Below are 18,352 nucleotides of genomic sequence, written 5' to 3' on the forward strand. Positions count from 1 at the left end.
GTTGAGAGCGATGAGTCCTATGCGTTTGGCACTCCTGGCGTCGGCATTGCTGACGTCGCTCGTAGGCGCGGCCCAAGCCCAGACCACACTTCGCATCGGCATCGCCGAGGATCCTGACATCCTCGATCCCAGCATCGGCCGCACCTATGTCGGCCGCATCGTGTTCTCCGCCTTCTGCGACAAGCTGTTCGACATCGACGAGAAGCTCAACATCGTGCCGCAGCTCGCGCTGTCGCATGAGACCTCGCCCGACGGCAAGGAGATGACTATCAAGCTCCGGCCCAACGTGAAATTCCACGACGGCGAGCCGCTCGACGCGGAAGCCGCAAAGTTCTCGATCGAGCGTCACATGACGCTGCCGACCTCGTTCCGCAAGTCCGAGCTCGCCAGCGTCGACCATGTCGAAATCGTAGACCCTCTGACCATCAAGCTGGTGCTTAAGACACCTTACTCCCCGCTGATCGCCCAGCTGACCGACCGCTCCGGCATGATGGTGTCGCCGAAGGCTGCCAAGGAGGCCGGCGACAAGTTCGGCCTGCATCCGGTCTGCGCCGGTCCCTACAAGTTCGTCGAGCGCGTGCAGCAGGACCGCATGGTCTTCGAAAAATTCGCCGACTATTGGAACAAGGACAACATCCATATCGACCGGGTGGTCTTCCTGCCGATCGTTGACGCCACGGTGCGCCTTGCCAACCTGAAGTCCGGCGGACTCGATCTGATCGAGCGCGTGCTCGCCACCGACATCAAGGACGTGCGTGCGGATTCGCGGCTCGTGCTGTCGACGGCACCGGAGCTCGGCTATTACGGCCTGACCGTCAATATCGGCAACGACAAAGCAAAGGGGCCGCTCAGCCAGTCGGCGAAAGTACGCCAAGCGCTCGATCTGTCGATCGATCGCGAAGCTCTCAACCAAGTTGTCTTTAACGGCGAGTTCACCCCAGGCAATCAATGGGTCAGCCCGACACATCCCTATTACCAGAAGGCGTTCCCGGTCCACGGCCGCGACGTCGCGAAGGCCAAGGCGCTGCTGAAGGAAGCGGGCATCACCTCGCCGGTGACCGTCGACTACATGATCCCCAAGGGCGCGGAGAACGAAGCGGTTGCCCAGGTGATCCAGTCGATGGCGGCGGAAGCGGGCTTCGACATCAAGATCCGCGCGGTCGAATTCGCGACCACCTTCAAGCAGGCCCAGGCCGGCGAGTTCCAGATCTTCCAGATCAACTGGAGCGGCCGCATCGATCCCGACGGCAACTCCTACATCTTCATGCGCAGCAAGGCACCGCAGAACGATGGCGTCTATTCGAACCCGGAAGCCGACAAGCTGATGGAAGACGGCCGGCTGACCGCCAAATTCGATGAGCGCAAGGCGATCTACGAAAAGCTGACCGGGATCGTGCTCAACGATTTGCCGATCATCTACATCTACCACCGCACGCTTCTGATTGCGCATACGACTAAACTCCAGGGCTATAAGCAGATGCCAGATGGCCTCGTGCGCGTGGTCGGGCTGAAGTTCAAGTGAGCGTGGCCTCGCCTGACACGCGGCCGGCGCCATGCTGAACTTCCTCGCCCGCCGCATCGCGCAGATCGTGCCGACACTGTTCTTCGTGTCGGTGCTGATCTTCTCGCTCCAGCAATTGTTGCCAGGTGATCCAGCGCTGGTGATGGCCGGTGAGGAGCGCGATCCCGCCGTGATCGAGCAGATCCGCCAGCAATACCGGCTCGATCAGCCGATCCCCGTGCAGTACGTTTATTGGCTCAAGGGCGTTCTATCAGGCAATTTCGGTGAATCGCTGCGCAACAAGATGCCGGTGCGCGAGCTGATCGCGCAGAAGCTGCCGGTGACGCTCCAGCTCGGCTCGATGGCAATGTTGATCGCGCTCTTGATCGGCATTCCCGCCGGCATCGTCTCCGCCGTGAAAAGGGGCACCGTCTGGGATTATGGTGCCAATTTGTTCGCGCTGTGGGGCATCTCGACGCCGAATTTCTGGCTCGGCATCATGCTGATCTTCCTGTTCTCGATCGAACTCGGCTGGCTGCCGGCGTCCGGCTACGTGCCGTTGACTGAGAACTGGCGCGCGAGCCTCGCCGCCACCATCATGCCGGCCTTCGTGCTCGGCAACGCAATTTCCGCGGTCCTAATGCGGCACACCCGGAGCGCCATGCTGCAGGTGCTGGAAAGCGACTATGTCCGCACCGCGCGCGCCAAGGGATTGTCCGAACGCTCGGTCATCCTCAAGCACGCCATGCGCAACGCACTCACGCCAATCATTACGCTCGGCGCGCTCGAGCTCGGCACGCTCTTGTCGGGCGCGGTTCTGACTGAGCAGATCTTCTCCATTCCGGGCTTCGGCAAACTGATCGTGGACGCCGTGTTCAACCGCGACTACGCGGTGGTACAGGGCGTCGTGCTGGTGACGGCGACGGTCTACATCACACTGAACCTGGTTGCCGATGTCGCCTACATCCTCGTCAATCCGCGGCTACGGGGCTAGACTCATGACTGATGCCGCCCTGCCCGCTGCTCCCATCGCGCAAGCTGACGAGCTGGACAGCCCGGCGCGTCGCGCCCGGCGGCGCCTGTTCAAACGCAAGGCCGCAGTGTTCGGACTTGTCATGATCAGTTTGTTCGTCGGCTTCGCGGCTCTCGCGCCGCTCGTCGTTCCCTACGATCCCATCGCGACGAGCTGGAGCCTGGTTCGCAAGCCGCCCACGGCGGCGCACTGGTTCGGCACCGACGAGCTCGGTCGCGACATCCTGAGCCGCGTCGTCTACGGCGCCCGCGCCTCGCTGCTCGCCGGCCTCACCTCGGTGGCGATCGCTCTGGGCGTCGGCGTTCCGCTCGGCCTGCTTGCCGGCTATCGCGGCGGCTTCGTCGATGCACTGATCAGCCGGATGACTGACGCGATGCTGGCCTGCCCATTCCTGATCCTGGCGATCGCACTCGCCGCATTCCTCGGTCCGAGCCTTGGCAACGCCATGATCGCGATCGGCATCTCGGCAACCCCGATTTTCATCCGCCTGACCCGCGGCCAGGTGCTGGTTGTCAAGGCTGAGGACTTTGTCGAGGCGGCGCGCGCGCTCGGCAATCCGCCGTGGCGGATCGCGTTCTCGCACATCCTGCCGAACATCCTGCCGGCACTGCTAGTGCAGGCGACGCTGTCGATTGCGGCCGCCATTATCGCCGAAGCCGCGCTGTCCTTCCTTGGCCTCGGCCAGCAGCCGCCGGCGCCATCCTGGGGCAGCATGCTCAACGCAGCGCAGCGCTTCCTGACCCAGGCGCCGTGGATGGCGATCTGGCCGGGGCTTGCGATCTTCCTCGTGGTGCTGTCGCTGAACCTGCTCGGCGACGGCCTGCGCGACGCGCTCGATCCACGCCAGCGCTAGATCACGACCTCGCGCATCACGCGGCGGCAATCCATCTCGTATTCGAGATCGACCACCGGCGGCCGGGCATAGTGCCAGGTCAGGCCGGACCGCAACGCCCCGCGGCGGACGAGTTCGTCGACCAGCGCGTGGTGGAAGTTGTGCACGGAATAGGCCTGCACGCCGGTCGTGTCCTTCCAGCCGAAGCCGAAGGCCGTCATCCTGTTCTCCATCTGGGACGTCGTCGTGAAGCGCACCTTCTCGCGAAGGCCTTCCGGGCTGAGGTCGCGGTAGCGCACGGTGCGCTCGACATAGGTCCCGCCGCCCTCGCGCGCCTCGGCGCCGCCGGAAATCACGAAGCTCGGCGTCTTCGAGCTTGTCGGCCGCGTGAAGGAGAACGCGTAGAACGACGGCTCGGCCGGTGGATCGATCTCTGGACAGACATTGCTGCGCGCCACCGGATTTGTGGTGCCGTCGAAGATGCCCCATTCGGACAACGTCTTCACATAGTGCAGGTTGAACGCGCGAAAACCTTCTTCGCTGAAGGCCGCGGGCGAGCGCAGTTCGCAAGCGCAGAAGGCCGTCAGCGGCCGCCCCGCCTCCTGGATATGCTTCGCGGCAAGCGCAAAGCCTTCTGCGAGCGGCACCAGCCGGTCGAAGCGGACGCGCTCGATCTCATAGCCATCGTCTGCGGCCGCACCGGCCGAATACTGGAATACGGACGGAATGAAACGGTAGTTGCCGGCGGAGAATTCACCAACCATGTCGGACTCCTATTCCAGTTGCATGCGAATGCCCTTGTCGCCGTTAAGCAGGCGCTTCAGGTGAAAGCCGGCCAGGGAATCGCCGGCATGCATGCCGACCAGCGCCGCGAAGGCAGGCATGGCGGCGGCATCACCGGCTTCCATCTTGGCAAAAGCTTCGGAATACAGCGCCGTTTCCGGCGCAGCGAATTGGGCCGGCGTCAGCGGCTCGAACGCGCGCAACGCTTCGCTGCGTCCGCGCAGCATCAGCTCCCCGACGGGACGACCTCGAAAATTCTCAGCCGCCTCGGCGATGCCGGCACTGACGCAAATCCGCGTGCCCAGATGCTTGTTCGCGGCTTCCAGTCGCGCCGCGATGTTGATGGAGTCGCCATACGCGGTGTAGTCGAAAAACCGGTTGCCGCCGAAATTTCCGACCAGTGCCGGCCCGGCGTGAATGCCGATGCGGGTGGTGCCGAAATTCACCCCTCTCGGCTTCCAGCGCGCGGAAAAATCCTCCGCCCAGGCGTCGAGCTCGTGCGCGCAGGCAACCGCACGCGTCGCATAATCGGGCTGATCTCCGGGCGCATTGAAGAGCACCTGGATTGCATCGCCGATGATCTTGGCAACCGTCCCCTCATGCGTGAAGACGATTTCGGTCATGCCGCCGACATATTCGTTGAGAAGCGCGCCCAGCGTCTCCGGCGGCGCACTCTCGACCAGCGAGGTGAAGCCCGTTATATCCGTGAAGATGGTCGCGATATCGCGCCACTGCACTTCGATTCCCTCGCTCTCACCGCCGGCCGCCAGACGCTTGGCGAGCTCGGGCGAGAAATGACGCGAGAGCGCGGCGTGAGCGCGCTCGGCTTCCGTCTGGCGGCGCCGCACCTCCCGCAGCATCTCGATATGGCGGATGGTCTTCTCGATCGTCATCTCCAGGTCGGCGAAATCGATCGGTTTGGTCAGAAAGTCGAACGCGCCGCGGTTCATCGCAGTGCGAATGTTGCTCATATCGCCATAGGCCGACAAGATGATGGTGGACTTCTTGTCGTCCGCTTCCTGGAGCTTCGCCAGCAGCGACAACCCATCCATCCTTGGCATGTTGATGTCGGAGACCACCATGTCGACATGCGGATTCTGCTCGAGCGATTGCAACGCCTCGACGCCGTCTCGCGCGAACATGATGGTCACCGACCCATCGCGAATCTGCTTGCGGAATTTTTGCAGGACCAACGCCTCGAGATCCGGCTCGTCGTCGACGAAGAGGATGGTCGCGGTCATGCGGCTTTCTCGAGCCTTGTGTCGATTTCCTGCCGCAGCAGCGCGAAATCGATCGGCTTGGTGAGGAGTGCGACCGCGCCGCGCTCGATCGCCTTCCGGCGCGTCTCGGCGTCGCCATAGGCGGTGATCATGATGACGGGAACGTCCGGATGCGCAAGACGCACCTTCGGCAGCATGTCGAGCCCGCTCATGCCGGGCATGTTGATGTCGGACAAAATCAGGATCAACGAGGGATCGCGCACCTCGGCGGCGAGCTTCAGCGCATCGGGTGCCGACGACGCGAATTCCATCTGGAAGCGGCCGGCGCGCAAATCGCGCCGAAACTGCTGCCGGAACAGCGCCTCGACGTCGGGCTCGTCATCGACGACCAGGATGTAAACGTTCAAGTCTTGCCTCCGGAAGTGCCGTCCGCCGCCATTACGCGCGGCAGGGTGATGATGAATTCGGTGAATACGCCTGGTGCGGTGTTCACGTCGATCGTGCCGCCGTGCTGTTTCACCACGATGTCATGGCTCATGGAAAGGCCGAGCCCGGTGCCCTCGCCAGCCGGCTTGGTGGTGAAGAAGGGATTGAACATCTTCTCCTTCACCTCGGACGGGATCCCGGTGCCGTTGTCGCGAATGCGGATTTCGACCCTGTCGCCGAGCGTTCTGGTTGCTGCGCGCAGGGTGGGCTCGAAGGCGTCTGCGGCGCTCTCCTTGCGCTGGGCAGTGGCGTAGAAGCCATTCGAGATCAGATTGAGGACGACTCGCGTAATTTCCTGCGGATAGATATCGACCATGCCTGCGGCGGGGTCGAAGCCGCGCTCTATCGTGACGTTGAAGCCAGGCTTCTCGGCTCGCGCGCCGTGATAGGCGAGGTTGAGGCTTTCCTCGACGATGGCATTGATGTCCGCCGGACGGCGCTCTCCGGAGCCCTCGCGCGAATGCAGGAGCATGTTCCTGACGATGGAATCGGCGCGCTTGCCGTGCTGCACCACCTTTTCGAGGTTGCTCCTGAGCATGCCAGTCAGCTCGTCGACCTCCGCCTTCGTCTTGCCGTCGAGCGAGGCCGCCTGCAGCGCCTCGTTGAGCTCGTCGATCAACTCGGTCGACACCGCCGAGAAATTGTTGACGAAATTGAGTGGGTTCTTGATCTCGTGCGCGATTCCCGCCGTGAGCTGGCCGAGCGACGCGAGCTTCTCGGTCTGGACCAGGCGGTCCTGCGCGGTGCGAAGATCGTCGAGGGATTGCGACAGCTCCGTCGTGCGCTTGCGCAATTCGTTCAGCAGTCGCGTATTCTCGATGGCGATGACGGCTTGCTTCGTGAAGTTCTCAACCAACGCGATTTGCTTGTCGGTGAACGGCCGGACCTCCTTGCGATAAACCGCGACGGTTCCGATCAGCTCGCTTTCCCTCATCATGGGCACGATTACGATCGTACGGGCGCCGGCGACGTCTGAGATTCCACGAATGGTCGGACCTCCGGCAAGATAGGCCGGAGTTTGTTGCACATCGTGAACGTGGACGACTTGACGTGTTCTGACGACCACGGCAAGCGCGCTCTCCGGATGGGGACGGATCGCCATATCTTTCCGCGAAGCCGCGAACGCAGGCGGCACATTGTAGTCCGCAGCAATTGTGAAATTCTCTCCATCCCACAAATTCATGACGCCGAAACTCGCGCCACAGACTCGTGTGGCATTCTCGAGCATCTTGTGGAACACCGGTGCGAGTTCGCCCGGAGACGAACTGATGACCTGCAACACTTCCGACGTCGCCGTCTGCTGCTCGAGCGACTCGGTCAACTCGGCGGTTCTCACCTCGACCTTCTTCTCCAGGTCCGCATAGGATTCCTGCAGGCGCTCGCCCATGTCATTGAACTGGTCCGCGAGCCCCTCCAGTTCGTCTCCGGTTCGGATCGAGATGCGCTGGGAGAAATCGCCACTGCCGATGCGCTCGGCACCGCTGCGCAGCGCCTGGATCGGCCCGACCATGCGGCGCGCGAGGAATATCCCGGCAAGCACCGCGAAGATCGACGCCGCGAGCAGCACGAATGCAAGCCGTTCCAACGCGGCATAGAGCGTCGCATAGGCCTCCTCGACCGGGAGCTCGACGAACATGGTCCAGTGCAGCGGCGCGATCGGGGCCGACGCGGTCAGCACCGTCTGTCCCTGGAGATTGCGCGCTTCGGAAAGCGGGTCGAACGCGGCGCTGCCTCCGGCAAGCGCGGCGCGCACCTGGGTGAGACCAGACATGTCGGTGTTGCGCAGGACCAGGCTGATATCGGGGTGCGCGATCAGGCGTCCCTCCGGACCCACCACGTAGGCGTGTCCGTGCTCGCCGACCTTGATCTGGGACACGACGTCCCAGATCAGCTTGAGATTGACCTCCGCGATACTGACGCCGGCATCCTTGCGCGACCCAGCCTGCGCCAGGGTCATATACGGCTCGGACTCCCTGCGGAAATAGACCGGACCGTAATAGACCTTGTGCGCGACCGCCTCGGTAAACTTCGGATCCTCCGACAGGTCGATCCCGCTGTCGGTCGCGTCCATGGCAAGCCGCGAGACCCGCAGCCGCTCCTTGCCGGTCGCATCGACCTGCGCGAGCTCGGTGACCGCAGGGACCTGGCGCAGCAGCCGCAGCGCATCGAAGCGGCGCTGCTCGAGCGAGCCCGCCGACCAGGGCAGCTGCGTGGTCCAGCCGAGCTGGCTCTCGATCTCCTTGACGAACTGACCGATCTTGGCAGCGGCCGCCTCGGCCTGTTCATGCTGAACCCGGATCAGCGCGGCCTTGTGCTCGCGATAATAAAAGACGACCTCGAACAGGCCGTTGGCCAGCAGCGCGATCGCGACGACGGCCACGAACAACGCGACATATTTGGTGAACAGCCGCGTCCTGATCCCCTGCCCCGGCATCGTACCGGACGCGACGCCATCCCCCGCGGCGCTCGGCAGCGTCCGTGCTTGCGGGGTGTCGGGATGGAGGGGAAGGCTCATCCCGCTGAACCTAGCAAGAAGACCGGACCTTGTCTCTCGCGAGCGCGGGAAAGCCTGATGGCAGCCGGGCCCCCGAGGCAAATAGAAAAGGGCGGCAGCGGATTGGCCGCTGCCGCCCTCGGGTTCGCTTTATCGGCGGCCTCAGGTCGGCCGCAGCGCCTTGGCGTTGAGGTCGAGGTCGTTGACCTGCTTGTTCCGCTCGGAATCGGCCGCCGCGCGATGGTCGGTCGCCAGCACCACGTAGACCGCCGGCAACACGAACAGCGTGAACAACGTGCCGATCGACATGCCGGCCACGACCACCAGACCGATCGAGAAGCGGCTGGCGGCCCCTGCGCCGGTCGCGGTCAGGAGCGGGATCAGGCCCGTCACCATCGCGGCCGTGGTCATGAGGATCGGCCGCAGACGAATACGGGCCGACATTTCGATGGCGGAGCGGCGATCGAGCCGCTCGTTGATCTGGAGCTCGTTGGCGAACTCCACCATCAGGATGCCGTGCTTGGTGATCAGGCCCACCAAGGTCAGCAGGCCGACCTGGGTGTAGATGTTCATGGTCGCCACGCCGAAGAACAGCGGGATCAGTGCGCCAACGATCGCCATTGGCACCGAGATCATGATGACCAGCGGATCGCGCAAGCTCTCGAACTGCGCCGCCAGTACCAGGAAGATGATGATCAGCGCGAAGCCGAAGGTGATCGCGAGCTGGTTGCCTTCCTGCACATACTGTCTGCTGTCAGCCAGATAAGCATGGCTGAAGCCTTGCGGCAGGTTTTTGGCCTCGCTCTCGAGGAAGTCGACCGCCGCACCGACGGTCACGCCGGGCATCGGCACGGCCGAGAAGGTCGCTGAATTGAGCTGATTGTAATGTGTCAGCGAATTCGGCTCGGTCTTGGTCTCGATCGACACAACCGTCGAGAGCGGAAGCTGCTGGCCGGTATTGGTGGTCACGTAGTAGCCGGCGAGCGATTCCGGCGAGAGCCGCTGGCCGCGCGGCACCTGCGGGATAACTTGATAGGAACGGCCCTCGAGGTTGAAGCGGTTGATGTAGTTGCCGCCGAGCAGCACCGCGAGCGTGCTGCCGAGGTTCTGCATGTTGACGCCGAGATCCTGCGCCTTGGTGCGGTTGATCGTCACCTTCACGTTCGGCTGGTTGTAGGCAAGATCACTGTCGGAGACGATGAACATTCCGCTCTTGCGGGCGGCGGCCTTCAGCTTCTCCATCTGTTCGTAGACAGTCTGGAAGCTGGCGGTGGAGTTGATCACCATCTGCACCGGGAGGCCGCCCGGACCGCCCGGCAGCGGCGGCAGGTTGAAAGCGAACGCCTGCACGCCCTCGATCTTGGAAAGCTCGGCTTGCACCAGCGACTTCAGCTGGATCGACGAGCGCTTGCGCTCCTCCCAGGGCTTGAGCAGCATGCCGGCGATACCGCCCTGCGGGCCGTTGATGCCGTTCAGCACGAAGCGCAGATCGGTCTCGGGGAATTTCTGGAATTCCTTGTCGAGCTTCTCGCCGTAAAAATCGACATAGTCGATATTGGCGTATTTCGGCGCCTTGGTCACCGCGAACACGATACCCTGGTCTTCCTCAGGCGCCAGCTCCTTCGACGTGTGCATGTAAAGGAAGCCGACGAGCCCGAGGATGGTCACCGCAAACAGGCCGGTGATGGCCTTGTAGTCGAGCGAGCGGTCGAGCCTGCGCCCGTACCACCGCGTCAGCGCGCCAAACACCTTGTTGACGAACTTGGCGAAGCGCCCCTCTTCCGTGTTCTTCAGCAGCACCGAGCACATCATCGGTGAGAGCGTCAGCGCGATCACGCCGGACACGATCACCGAGCCCGCAAGTGTGAAGGCGAATTCGCGGAACAGCGAGCCGGTCAGACCGCCGAGGAAACCGATCGGAGCGTACACGGCTGCGAGCGTGATGGTCATCGAGACGACGGGACCCACGATTTCGCGCGCGCCTTCCAGCGACGCCTGGACCGGCGTTTTCCCTTCCTCCAGATGACGATGGATGTTTTCCACCACGACGATGGCGTCGTCGACCACGAGGCCGATCGCCAGCACCATCGCGAGCAGGGTCAACAGGTTGAAGCTGAAGCCCAGCGCCAGCATCAGCGTGCAGACGCCGATCATCGACAACGGGATGGTGACAACGGGAATGATGACCGAACGGAACGACGCCAGGAACAGGAAGATCACCACGATCACGATGATCACGGCTTCACCCAGTGTCTTCTCGACCTCGTCGATCGAGGATTGGATGAACTTGGTCGAATCGTAGGCGACCTTCATCTTCATCGACGGTGGCAGATTGCGCTCCAGCTCGGGGAATAGCGCCCGCACGCCCTTGACCAGCGTCAGCGGGTTGCCCTGCGGCGTTGCCTGCACACCGATGAAGATGGCGTGCTCGCCGTTGAAGGCGACGCTCGCGTCCGTGCTTTGGGCCGCAAGTTCGACGGTGGCGATGTCCTCCATCCGCACGAAGCCGCCGTCCTTGGCCTTGACGATCATCTTCTTGAACTGGTTGACGTCGGTCAGGCCCGTATTGGTCGATACGTTCGAGACGATGAGATAACCCTTGGTCTGCCCCGCCGCTGACTGGAAGTTGTTGGCGGTGATCGCGGTCGCGACATCCGCAGGCGACACGTTGCGGCCGGCCATCTTGAGAGGATCAAGCCACAGCCGCATCGCAAAGGTCTGGCCGCCGAGAATGTCGGCGGAGGCGACGCCGTCGACGGTCGACAGCACCGGTTGCACAACGCGCGTCAGGTAGTCGGAGATCGCCGAGCCCGACAGCTCTTCGGACGAGAATCCGAGATACATCACGGCCGTGGTCTGGCCCGTGGTCTTGGTGACGATGGGATCGTTGGATTCCTTCGGAATCAGGTATTTGACCGAGTTCGTCTTGGCCAGAACTTCGGTCAGCGCCTGGTTCGGATCGAAGTTCAGCTTGATGTAGACCTGGATCGTCGAGGTGCCGAGCACCGAGGACGAGGTGATGTAATCAACACCTTCGGCGGAGGCGACCGCCTGCTCGATCGGCGTGGTGATGAAGCCCTGGATCAGGTCCGCGGACGCGCCCGGATAGACGGTCGTGATGTTGATGACCGTGTTCGACAGCTTCGGATATTGCCGGATCGGCAGCGTCGTCGCCGCGCGCAGGCCGATCAGCAGGATCAGCAGGCTGACGACGACCGACAGGACCGGGCGTTTGATGAAAATATCAGTAAAGCGCATCGCGGCGATCTCGATTTCTTTGACTTGCAAAGCGCATGACCCGGCCGTGCCGGATCATGCTGCAACGTGTACGATGTCAGTAGCGCGGCGGCTGCGCCGGGATCTGCGGAGCCGGGTCGGTCGAAATCGACACCGCCGCGCCCGATTGCAGCTTGAGCTGGCCGACGGCGACGACCTTGTCGCCCGGCTTCACGCCCTTGACGATTTCGACGCGGCCTTCGACCCGGTTGCCGGTCTGCACGAAAGTGCGCACCGCGCTCAGGCTGGTCTTGCCGTCGGCTTCCTTCTTCTCGGTGATCACGAACACCGAGTCGCCGTACAGCGTGTAGTCGACCGCCGTCTCCGGCACGGTGACTACGGCCGGCTTGTCCGGCAGCACCACCGTGGTGGTCACGAACATGCCGGGCTTCAGGATCTTCTCCGGATTAGCGATGGTCGCCTGCACGCGGATGTTACGGGTGTCGGTCGAGATCTGCGGCTCGATCGTGGTGATCTTGGCGTCGAAGGTGCGGCCGGGATAGGCGTCGACCTTCAGCCGGACCGGTTGACCGACCTTGAGGCTGCCCGAGTCCTTTTCCGTCACCGTGAAATTGGCCCACAGCTCCGACAGATCCGTCAGCGAAACGATGGCCGTGCCGGCGGTCAGATACTGGCCGACCTCGACCTTGCGGACGCCGAGATCGCCGGAGAACGGCGCGCGGACCAGCTTCTGCGAGATCAACGCTTCGGTCTTGGCGATACCCGCCTGCGCCTGATCGTACGCGGCCTGCGCGGTGTCGACGGTTGCCTGCGGCCCGAACTGGCGCGACGCCAGTTGCTTGGCGCGATCGAGCGACAGCTGTGCGACGGTGGCCTGCGCCTTGTAATTGGCGAGGTCGCCCTGCTCCGGCGCGTCGAACATCTGCACGAGCGGTGTGCCGGCCTCGACATGCGTGCCCGGCTCGAACTTGATCTCGGTGACACGGCCGTTGACGTCGGCGCTGACGTCGACCTGGTGCACGGCGGCGAGACCACCGACGGCGGTCAACAGGTTCGGCACCACCTCGGACTTCGCCTCGGCGGCGCTGACCGCGACCGGCGGCGGCTTGTTGTTGGCGAAGAACTGCTTGATCATCTGGCCGCGGAAATAATTGAACCAGACGAGGCCACCGACGAGCACGGCCAGAAGCGTGCCGACGACGATGAACCAGAGCACCGGCCGGACCGGACGCTTGGGAGCCTTGTTGTCGATCGGTTCGCCCGAAATCTTGTGTTCGGTCACGATGTTCATGTCATGCACTTTCTGCAATCGCCGTCTTGCCCGCACAACCGGCCTGATCGCGGCCCAAATGCGAAACAATTGCGGCGTCGTTAAGTCCGATACCCCTCAGGAGAAACTCACAGAGCTGCCGCTCGAGGTCGTTCGCCTTGCCGTAAGCGAGACACGGCGTGGCCGGCAGCCTGGTCAGCGCAGCCGTCATCACGGTGTGATGCGCAAACCAGAACAGGTTGAGCGGTTCGCCGTTGTATGGCCGCGCGTCCCCCGCGGCAACCGCACGCTCGAGCGAGGCGACGAAGGCCGCCCCGATCAGCGCCTCGATCTTGGCATATAGCAACCGGGCAAATTCGCCATCCTCCAAATGACTCGTGGTCATCAGTCGCAGGCGCTGGGCCTCTTCCTGGTCAGGGCCATCGGCGATGTGCATGAAATGCCCGACCATGCCGCGGATCACTTCGACCAACGTAGCGGTCGACGGCTCACGTTCGAGCAGCTCCATGAGCGCCGGGTCCGCCTCGCATTCATCGCTGAGAATTTCGGCGTAAAGCGCGGCCTTGGACGGGAAATGCTTGAACAGTAGCGCTTCGGAAATGGCAGCGGCGGCCGCCACGCTCTTGGTCGTGGTGCCGGTATAGCCGTGTCGGGCAAAGCAACGCTTTGCGGCGCCGAGGATCAATTGACGCCTCAGGTCGCTCGTCATACGCAATGAGCTCATGCTAGTGAGTAAGCACTCACCCACGCAAAAGTCAAGCCGAATGGTGCGATGCAACCTACAAGAATCGTCTCTTAGAGGTATCCCAAGTTCTAAATCGGGCGGAAGCCGAGGTCGCCGCGGATCCGGTTGAGAATGTAAGTCCCATCCCGGCTGGGCAAAATCCGCTCCAGATTGGCGCTGTCGATCTTCACATTGGCAAAGCGCGGCCCGACCGTGACGTCGTGGACGGCTTTGGCGAAGGCCTCCACCTCGGCCATGGTCGTCACAGACCGGCTATCCCCGATGCCGCAGGCCCGGGCGACGCCGACCAGGTCGGCGGCCGCGGCCGTGTGGCTGGTCTGACCGCCGGTCTCACCATAGGCCTCGTTGTCGAGCACCGCGATCGAGAGATTGGACGGCTTTTGCAGACCGATAGTGGCAAGGCTGCCCATGCCCATCAGCATCTCGCCGTCGCCGGTGATGACCAGCACCGGCAATTTTGGCTGCGCCAGAGCGAGGCCCAACCCGATCATCGCCGCCCCGCCCATGCCGCCCCAGAGGTAGAAATTGCGCGCATGATCGCCGGCCGCGCACATGTCGTTGGTGGAGGCGCCGAGGCCGCCGATCGCAACCACGTCCTTGCGGTCCGCGAGAAGCGTGGACACCACCTGACGGCGGTCGAGGAGATTGGCCTTGCTCATTTGGTGAAAACCTTGGCGCCGATCAGGCGCTGCGACAGCAGGACGGCGGTGGGTGTGAGCGCGTTATAGGCCTGCGCGGCCGCCGCCTCTAACACGGCCGGCACCTCGGCTGCGTTAGACGCCCGCAGCACCTTGACACCCGAGAGCTCGAACACGCCCTGCGTGGTCGATCCCATCGGCACCTGCCATGGATTGAACTCGCCCCACTCGCCACGCATCGTCACCAGCGTGAGGAAGGGAAAGCGCAGGATCGGGATCAGCGAGAGCATGTTAATGCAATTGCCGACCCCGCTCGACTGCATCAACAGCACGCCGCGCTGGCCCCCCGTCCAGGCGCCGGCGAGAAGCGCCACGCCCTCCTCCTCCGTCGTGAGCGGAATGCCGCGCATCGTGGACGATGCCAGCACGCGCTGGATCAGCTTTGAATGGCCGGCGTCGGGCACGTAGGGCACCTGCCGAACGTCGAAGCGTTGCAAGGTCGCGAAAATATCGTCGGGCCAATGAGTGCTGGACTCGGCGGCCGTGTCGGCAGCGTCAGCGCGGGCGTGCATTTTCCTGTCCGGTCGGCTTGCAAATCGCGGCTCGACTGTAGACGGTGAACCGAGCCGCTCAAAAGAGCGAATACAGCATATCGGACTCAACCGGCGAGTATGGCGGCATGAACGCAAGTGCGAATGAACTGGCGGCCAGTTTCGATCTGGAACAGCTGACGGCGGAATTCTACCACAATCCCTACCCGACCTATCGTGCACTGCGGGAGAACGAGCCGGTCAAGCGCCTGCGCAACGGCACCGTGTTCCTGACCCGCTATGACGACCTCGTTACGACCTACAAGAACACAAAATCGTTCAGCTCGGACAAGAAGCGCGAGTTCGCGCCGAAATACGGCGACACCCCGCTCTACGAGCACCACACCACGAGCCTCGTCTTCAACGATCCGCCGGCGCATACCCGCGTGCGGCGTCTGATCATGGGCGCGCTGTCGCCGCGCGCGATCGCGGGGATGGAGCCTGACATCATCAAGCTGGTCGACGGCTTGCTTGACGCCATTGCCGCCAAAGGTGATTGCGAGCTGATCGAGGACTTCGCCGCCTCGATCCCGATCGAGGTGATCGGCAATCTGCTTGACGTGCCCCATGACGAGCGCGCGCCGCTGCGCGACTGGTCGCTGGCGATCCTGGGCGCCCTCGAACCGGTGGTGTCGCCTGAAGTGGCTGCCCGCGGCAACAAGGCGGTGACGGACTTCCTCGCCTACCTCCGAACGCTGGTCGCGCGCCGGCGCGAAAGGCCCGGCACCCCCGAGCGCGACGTGCTGACGCGCCTGATACAGGGTGAAGACAACGGCGAGCGGCTGACCGAGAAGGAGCTGCTGCACAACTGCATCTTCCTGCTCAATGCCGGCCACGAGACCACCACCAACCTGATCGGCAACGGCCTCGTGGCGCTCGACCGGAACCCGGATCAGAAGCGGCGGCTGATCGACAATCCTGAGCTGATCAAGACTGCGGTCGAAGAGATGCTGCGCTACGAGAGCTCGAACCAGCTCGGCAACCGCATGACCACGGAGCGGGTCGAACTCGGCGGCGTCATGCTCGAAGCCGGCACATCCATCACGCTCTGTATCGGCGCTGCCAACCGTGACCCCGCACAGTTTCCGGACCCGGAGAGATTCGACATCGCGCGCACGCCGAACCGGCATCTCGCCTTCGCCACCGGCGCGCATCAATGCGCCGGCATGGCGCTGGCACGATTGGAAGGCGCCATCGCGGTCTCGCGCTTCTTGGCGCGCTTCCCGAACTATGCCGTGAGCGGACAGCCGGTCAGGGGCGGACGGGTGCGGTTCCGCGGCTTTTTGAGCGTGCCCTGCGCGATCGGCTGAGGCATCAAAACAAAAAATCGCGAAAACAACCCCATGCACAGTAGAAGGTTACCGGCGCGGGATGGGCCAGCGATTCCGCGCAACCATTTGACATCCCAGGCCATCGGCGCCGCCGCGCGCAACAATTGCCGGAAGGCCTAAACCACCGTCTTGTGCCGCGCGATGCAGGTTTGCAGCACCTCGTCCAACGGTTTACCCCACCAGTCGTTGGAGAAGATTTCGATCTCCGAATAGCCGGCAAAGCCCTGCGCTTCGACCGCTGCGCGCACCGATTTGATGTCGATCACGCCGTCGCCCATCATCCCGCGGTCGTTGAGAATGTCCCTGGTCGGCACCAGCCAGTCGCAGACATGGAAGGCGAGCAGGCGATCTCGGCCGGCGCGCGCGATCTGCCCCATCAGCTCCGGATCCCACCAGATGTGATAGACGTCCAGCGCGACGCCGAGCATGCCGCTGCGATCAGGGTCGAGCCGGTCGCAGATGTCGAGCGCCTGCTTCGTCGTGTTGACGCAGGCGCGGTCGGCCGCATAGGCCGGATGCAGCGGCTCGATCGCCAGCGGCAGCTTGGCCTGTTTGGCGTAGTCGAGCATTTCGGCGAGCGCTTCCTCGACCTGCGTCCGCGCGCCGGCGATGTCCTTCGACGCCTCGCTGCCCGGCCGCGAATATTGCGGCAGGCCGCCGACGACGAGCACGACGCAGGGGGCGCCCAGTGCCTTGGCTTCATCGACGCAGCGCCGGTTGTCGTCTCGCACCTCGCCGCGGCGCGCTGCGTCGGAGGTGAACATGCCGCCACGGCAATAGCCCGATAGGTCGAGACCGGCATCGCGCACCGCACGCGCGGCACGATCGAGGCCGACGGTTGCGACCTGGTCGCGCCAGGGGTCGATGGCGCGGATACCGTGCCTGGCACAGGCGTCGATGATCTCGACGAGATCACCCTGTTTCCGGATTGTCGCCGTGTTGAGCGACAGCCAACGATGGTCGGACGAGAAATCACGCATCAGGATTCGATTCCGTGCGTTGAGAGCACCGCCTGCATCCGCCGCGTCGCCAGCTCCGGATCGGCGAGCAGTCCGGCCTTGTCGGCCAGCCGGAACAGTTCGGCCAGATGCAGCGTCGAGCGCGTGCTCTCCTGCCCGCCGACCATGGTGAAGTGGTCCTGGTGGCCGTTGAGATAGGCCATGAAAACCACGCCGGTCTTGTAGAACCGCGTCGGCGCCTTGAAGATGTGCCGCGACAGCGGCACCGTCGGCCCCAGCACGTCGTGGAAGCCGGCTTCGTCACCCGCTGCCAGGCGCGACAAGGCGTAGGACGCCGCCGGCGCGATCGCGTCAAAAATGCCGAGCAGCGCGTGCGAAAAGCCTTCGACGTCGCCGGCGATCAGCTCCGCATAATTGAAATCGTCGCCCGTATACATCTTGATGCGCTTGTCGAGACGACGGCGCATGTCGATCTCGCGCTGCTTGTCGAGCAGCGATACCTTGACACCGTCGACCTTGGCGGCGTTGCCGTTGATGATGGCGACCGCAATATCCATCGCCTTGTCGAGATCGTTGGTGCCCCAATATCCCGTCAGCGCCGGATCGAACATGTCGCCGAGCCAGTGGATGATCACGGGCTCGCGAACCTGCGACAGCACGCGATCATAGACCTTTGCGTAATCGTCGGCATTACGGCCAAGCTTCGCCAGCGCGCGCGACGCCATCAAGATGATGCGGCCGCCGACCTTCTCGACCGCCGATGTCTGCTCCTCATAGGCGCGGATCACGTCGTCCATATTTCTGGCGTCCTCCACCGCGAGATGGTCGGTGCCCGCTCCGGAAAACACCAGCGCGTTGCGACGCTTGGCGGCAGACACCGAGCGCGTGATCAGCTCCAGCGAGGTCGGCCAGTCCAGCCCCATGCCGCGTTGCGCGGTGTCCATGGCTTCCGCAACGCCAAGCCCGAGGTCCCAGACGTGCTCGCGGAAGGCGATAGTCTTGTCCCAGTCGACAGCGGCGGAGAGCCACGGGTCGTTGTCGGCAAAGGGATCGGTCACGGTATGGACGGCCGAGAACGCGATGCGGCTCAGCGGCCCCTCGAGCTTTGCCGGAAACGTTCGCGAGGCCGCGAGCCGGTAGGTCTCGATCGAGCGATCGGCTTTCGGCAGCTTGAGCGACAGGGACGACGTTGACGGAACGGGCTTGGGCTGGACGGGCTTGTTCATTATTCCC

General features: G+C 63.5%; 15 protein-coding genes. 4 read left to right on the plus strand and 11 right to left on the minus strand.

Going from position 1 to position 18,352, the window contains the following annotated elements; all coding sequences use genetic code 11:
- Positions 1–10 precede the first annotated feature (10 nt).
- The 3 genes from IVA93_RS26225 to IVA93_RS26235 are packed head-to-tail and all read left to right on the plus strand — an operon-like array spanning position 11 to position 3,387.
- The gene (locus tag IVA93_RS26225; protein WP_026233287.1) at positions 11–1,522 is read left to right on the plus strand and encodes an ABC transporter substrate-binding protein; all 1,512 of its coding nucleotides are present in this window, start codon (positions 11–13) and stop codon (positions 1,520–1,522) included.
- A gap of 31 nt (positions 1,523–1,553) precedes the next feature.
- Positions 1,554–2,495: an ABC transporter permease gene (locus IVA93_RS26230; protein WP_018457044.1), complete on the plus strand. Its 942-nt coding sequence runs from the start codon at positions 1,554–1,556 to the stop codon at positions 2,493–2,495.
- Positions 2,496–2,499: 4 nt separating this feature from the next.
- Positions 2,500–3,387: an ABC transporter permease gene (locus IVA93_RS26235; RefSeq protein WP_247363486.1), complete on the plus strand. Its 888-nt coding sequence runs from the start codon at positions 2,500–2,502 to the stop codon at positions 3,385–3,387.
- Here IVA93_RS26235 and cnbZ read toward each other — a convergent pair.
- The 9 genes from cnbZ to IVA93_RS26280 form a co-directional block, all read right to left on the minus strand.
- On the minus strand, positions 3,384–4,130 hold the full coding sequence (gene cnbZ / locus IVA93_RS26240; protein ID WP_247363487.1) for a 2-amino-5-chloromuconate deaminase CnbZ: 747 nt from the start codon (positions 4,128–4,130) through the stop codon (positions 3,384–3,386). The two genes, IVA93_RS26235 and cnbZ, sit on opposite strands and share 4 nt — an antisense overlap.
- A gap of 9 nt (positions 4,131–4,139) precedes the next feature.
- Positions 4,140–5,390, minus strand: coding sequence for an adenylate/guanylate cyclase domain-containing protein (locus tag IVA93_RS26245; RefSeq protein ID WP_018457047.1), 1,251 nt, complete (start codon positions 5,388–5,390; stop codon positions 4,140–4,142).
- Positions 5,387–5,776 carry a response regulator gene (locus tag IVA93_RS26250; protein WP_018457048.1) on the minus strand — a complete coding sequence of 130 codons (390 nt, stop codon included), beginning with the start codon at positions 5,774–5,776 and terminating at the stop codon, positions 5,387–5,389. The genes IVA93_RS26245 and IVA93_RS26250 overlap by 4 nt, the downstream gene beginning before the upstream one ends.
- A complete protein-coding gene (locus IVA93_RS26255; protein ID WP_026233288.1) occupies positions 5,773–8,370 on the minus strand; it encodes an ATP-binding protein in 2,598 nt (865 codons plus the stop codon). Before IVA93_RS26255 ends, IVA93_RS26250 begins: the two co-directional genes overlap by 4 nt.
- 141 nt (positions 8,371–8,511) lie before the next feature.
- Entirely contained in the window at positions 8,512–11,607 is a 3,096-nt protein-coding gene (locus IVA93_RS26260) for a MexW/MexI family multidrug efflux RND transporter permease subunit (protein ID WP_026233289.1), read from the minus strand.
- A gap of 76 nt (positions 11,608–11,683) precedes the next feature.
- Positions 11,684–12,877 carry an efflux RND transporter periplasmic adaptor subunit gene (locus tag IVA93_RS26265; RefSeq protein ID WP_018457051.1) on the minus strand — a complete coding sequence of 398 codons (1,194 nt, stop codon included), beginning with the start codon at positions 12,875–12,877 and terminating at the stop codon, positions 11,684–11,686.
- 1 nt (position 12,878) lies between these two features.
- Positions 12,879–13,580: a TetR/AcrR family transcriptional regulator gene (locus tag IVA93_RS26270; protein WP_083926457.1), complete on the minus strand. Its 702-nt coding sequence runs from the start codon at positions 13,578–13,580 to the stop codon at positions 12,879–12,881.
- Between the two features lie 89 nt (positions 13,581–13,669).
- Entirely contained in the window at positions 13,670–14,260 is a 591-nt protein-coding gene (locus tag IVA93_RS26275) for a thiamine pyrophosphate-dependent enzyme (RefSeq protein WP_018457053.1), read from the minus strand.
- Positions 14,257–14,811 carry a sulfopyruvate decarboxylase gene (locus IVA93_RS26280; RefSeq protein ID WP_018457054.1) on the minus strand — a complete coding sequence of 185 codons (555 nt, stop codon included), beginning with the start codon at positions 14,809–14,811 and terminating at the stop codon, positions 14,257–14,259. Before IVA93_RS26280 ends, IVA93_RS26275 begins: the two co-directional genes overlap by 4 nt.
- 107 nt (positions 14,812–14,918) lie before the next feature.
- Here IVA93_RS26280 and IVA93_RS26285 point away from each other — a divergent pair, with 107 nt between their 5' ends.
- Positions 14,919–16,139, plus strand: coding sequence for a cytochrome P450 (locus IVA93_RS26285; protein ID WP_018457055.1), 1,221 nt, complete (start codon positions 14,919–14,921; stop codon positions 16,137–16,139).
- Positions 16,140–16,276: 137 nt separating this feature from the next.
- On the opposite strand, the gene IVA93_RS26290 is transcribed toward IVA93_RS26285, so the two are convergent.
- The gene (locus IVA93_RS26290) at positions 16,277–17,140 is read right to left on the minus strand and encodes a sugar phosphate isomerase/epimerase family protein (protein WP_018457056.1); all 864 of its coding nucleotides are present in this window, start codon (positions 17,138–17,140) and stop codon (positions 16,277–16,279) included.
- Positions 17,140–18,345 carry a dihydrodipicolinate synthase family protein gene (locus tag IVA93_RS26295; protein WP_018457057.1) on the minus strand — a complete coding sequence of 402 codons (1,206 nt, stop codon included), beginning with the start codon at positions 18,343–18,345 and terminating at the stop codon, positions 17,140–17,142. The genes IVA93_RS26290 and IVA93_RS26295 overlap by 1 nt, the downstream gene beginning before the upstream one ends.
- Positions 18,346–18,352 lie beyond the last annotated feature (7 nt).

It is taken from the genome of Bradyrhizobium sp. 155, from assembly GCF_023101105.1.
GTDB classification, from domain to species: domain Bacteria; phylum Pseudomonadota; class Alphaproteobacteria; order Rhizobiales; family Xanthobacteraceae; genus Bradyrhizobium; species Bradyrhizobium canariense_D.

What these genes read in the sequence shown, in the direction of transcription:
- IVA93_RS26260 (WP_026233289.1), bottom strand. Translation starts at nt 11,607, where the DNA reads ATGCGCTTTACTGATATTTTCATCAAACGCCCGGTCCTGTCGGTCGTC.
- IVA93_RS26265 (WP_018457051.1), bottom strand. Translation starts at nt 12,877, where the DNA reads ATGAACATCGTGACCGAACACAAGATTTCGGGCGAACCGATCGACAAC.
- IVA93_RS26225 (WP_026233287.1), top strand. Translation starts at nt 11, where the DNA reads ATGAGTCCTATGCGTTTGGCACTCCTGGCGTCGGCATTGCTGACGTCG.
- IVA93_RS26275 (WP_018457053.1), bottom strand. Translation starts at nt 14,260, where the DNA reads ATGAGCAAGGCCAATCTCCTCGACCGCCGTCAGGTGGTGTCCACGCTT.
- IVA93_RS26235 (WP_247363486.1), top strand. Translation starts at nt 2,500, where the DNA reads ATGACTGATGCCGCCCTGCCCGCTGCTCCCATCGCGCAAGCTGACGAG.
- IVA93_RS26270 (WP_083926457.1), bottom strand. Translation starts at nt 13,580, where the DNA reads ATGAGCTCATTGCGTATGACGAGCGACCTGAGGCGTCAATTGATCCTC.
- IVA93_RS26280 (WP_018457054.1), bottom strand. Translation starts at nt 14,811, where the DNA reads ATGCACGCCCGCGCTGACGCTGCCGACACGGCCGCCGAGTCCAGCACT.
- cnbZ (WP_247363487.1), bottom strand. Translation starts at nt 4,130, where the DNA reads ATGGTTGGTGAATTCTCCGCCGGCAACTACCGTTTCATTCCGTCCGTA.
- IVA93_RS26290 (WP_018457056.1), bottom strand. Translation starts at nt 17,140, where the DNA reads ATGCGTGATTTCTCGTCCGACCATCGTTGGCTGTCGCTCAACACGGCG.
- IVA93_RS26255 (WP_026233288.1), bottom strand. Translation starts at nt 8,370, where the DNA reads ATGAGCCTTCCCCTCCATCCCGACACCCCGCAAGCACGGACGCTGCCG.
- IVA93_RS26285 (WP_018457055.1), top strand. Translation starts at nt 14,919, where the DNA reads ATGAACGCAAGTGCGAATGAACTGGCGGCCAGTTTCGATCTGGAACAG.
- IVA93_RS26295 (WP_018457057.1), bottom strand. Translation starts at nt 18,345, where the DNA reads ATGAACAAGCCCGTCCAGCCCAAGCCCGTTCCGTCAACGTCGTCCCTG.
- IVA93_RS26230 (WP_018457044.1), top strand. Translation starts at nt 1,554, where the DNA reads ATGCTGAACTTCCTCGCCCGCCGCATCGCGCAGATCGTGCCGACACTG.
- IVA93_RS26245 (WP_018457047.1), bottom strand. Translation starts at nt 5,390, where the DNA reads ATGACCGCGACCATCCTCTTCGTCGACGACGAGCCGGATCTCGAGGCG.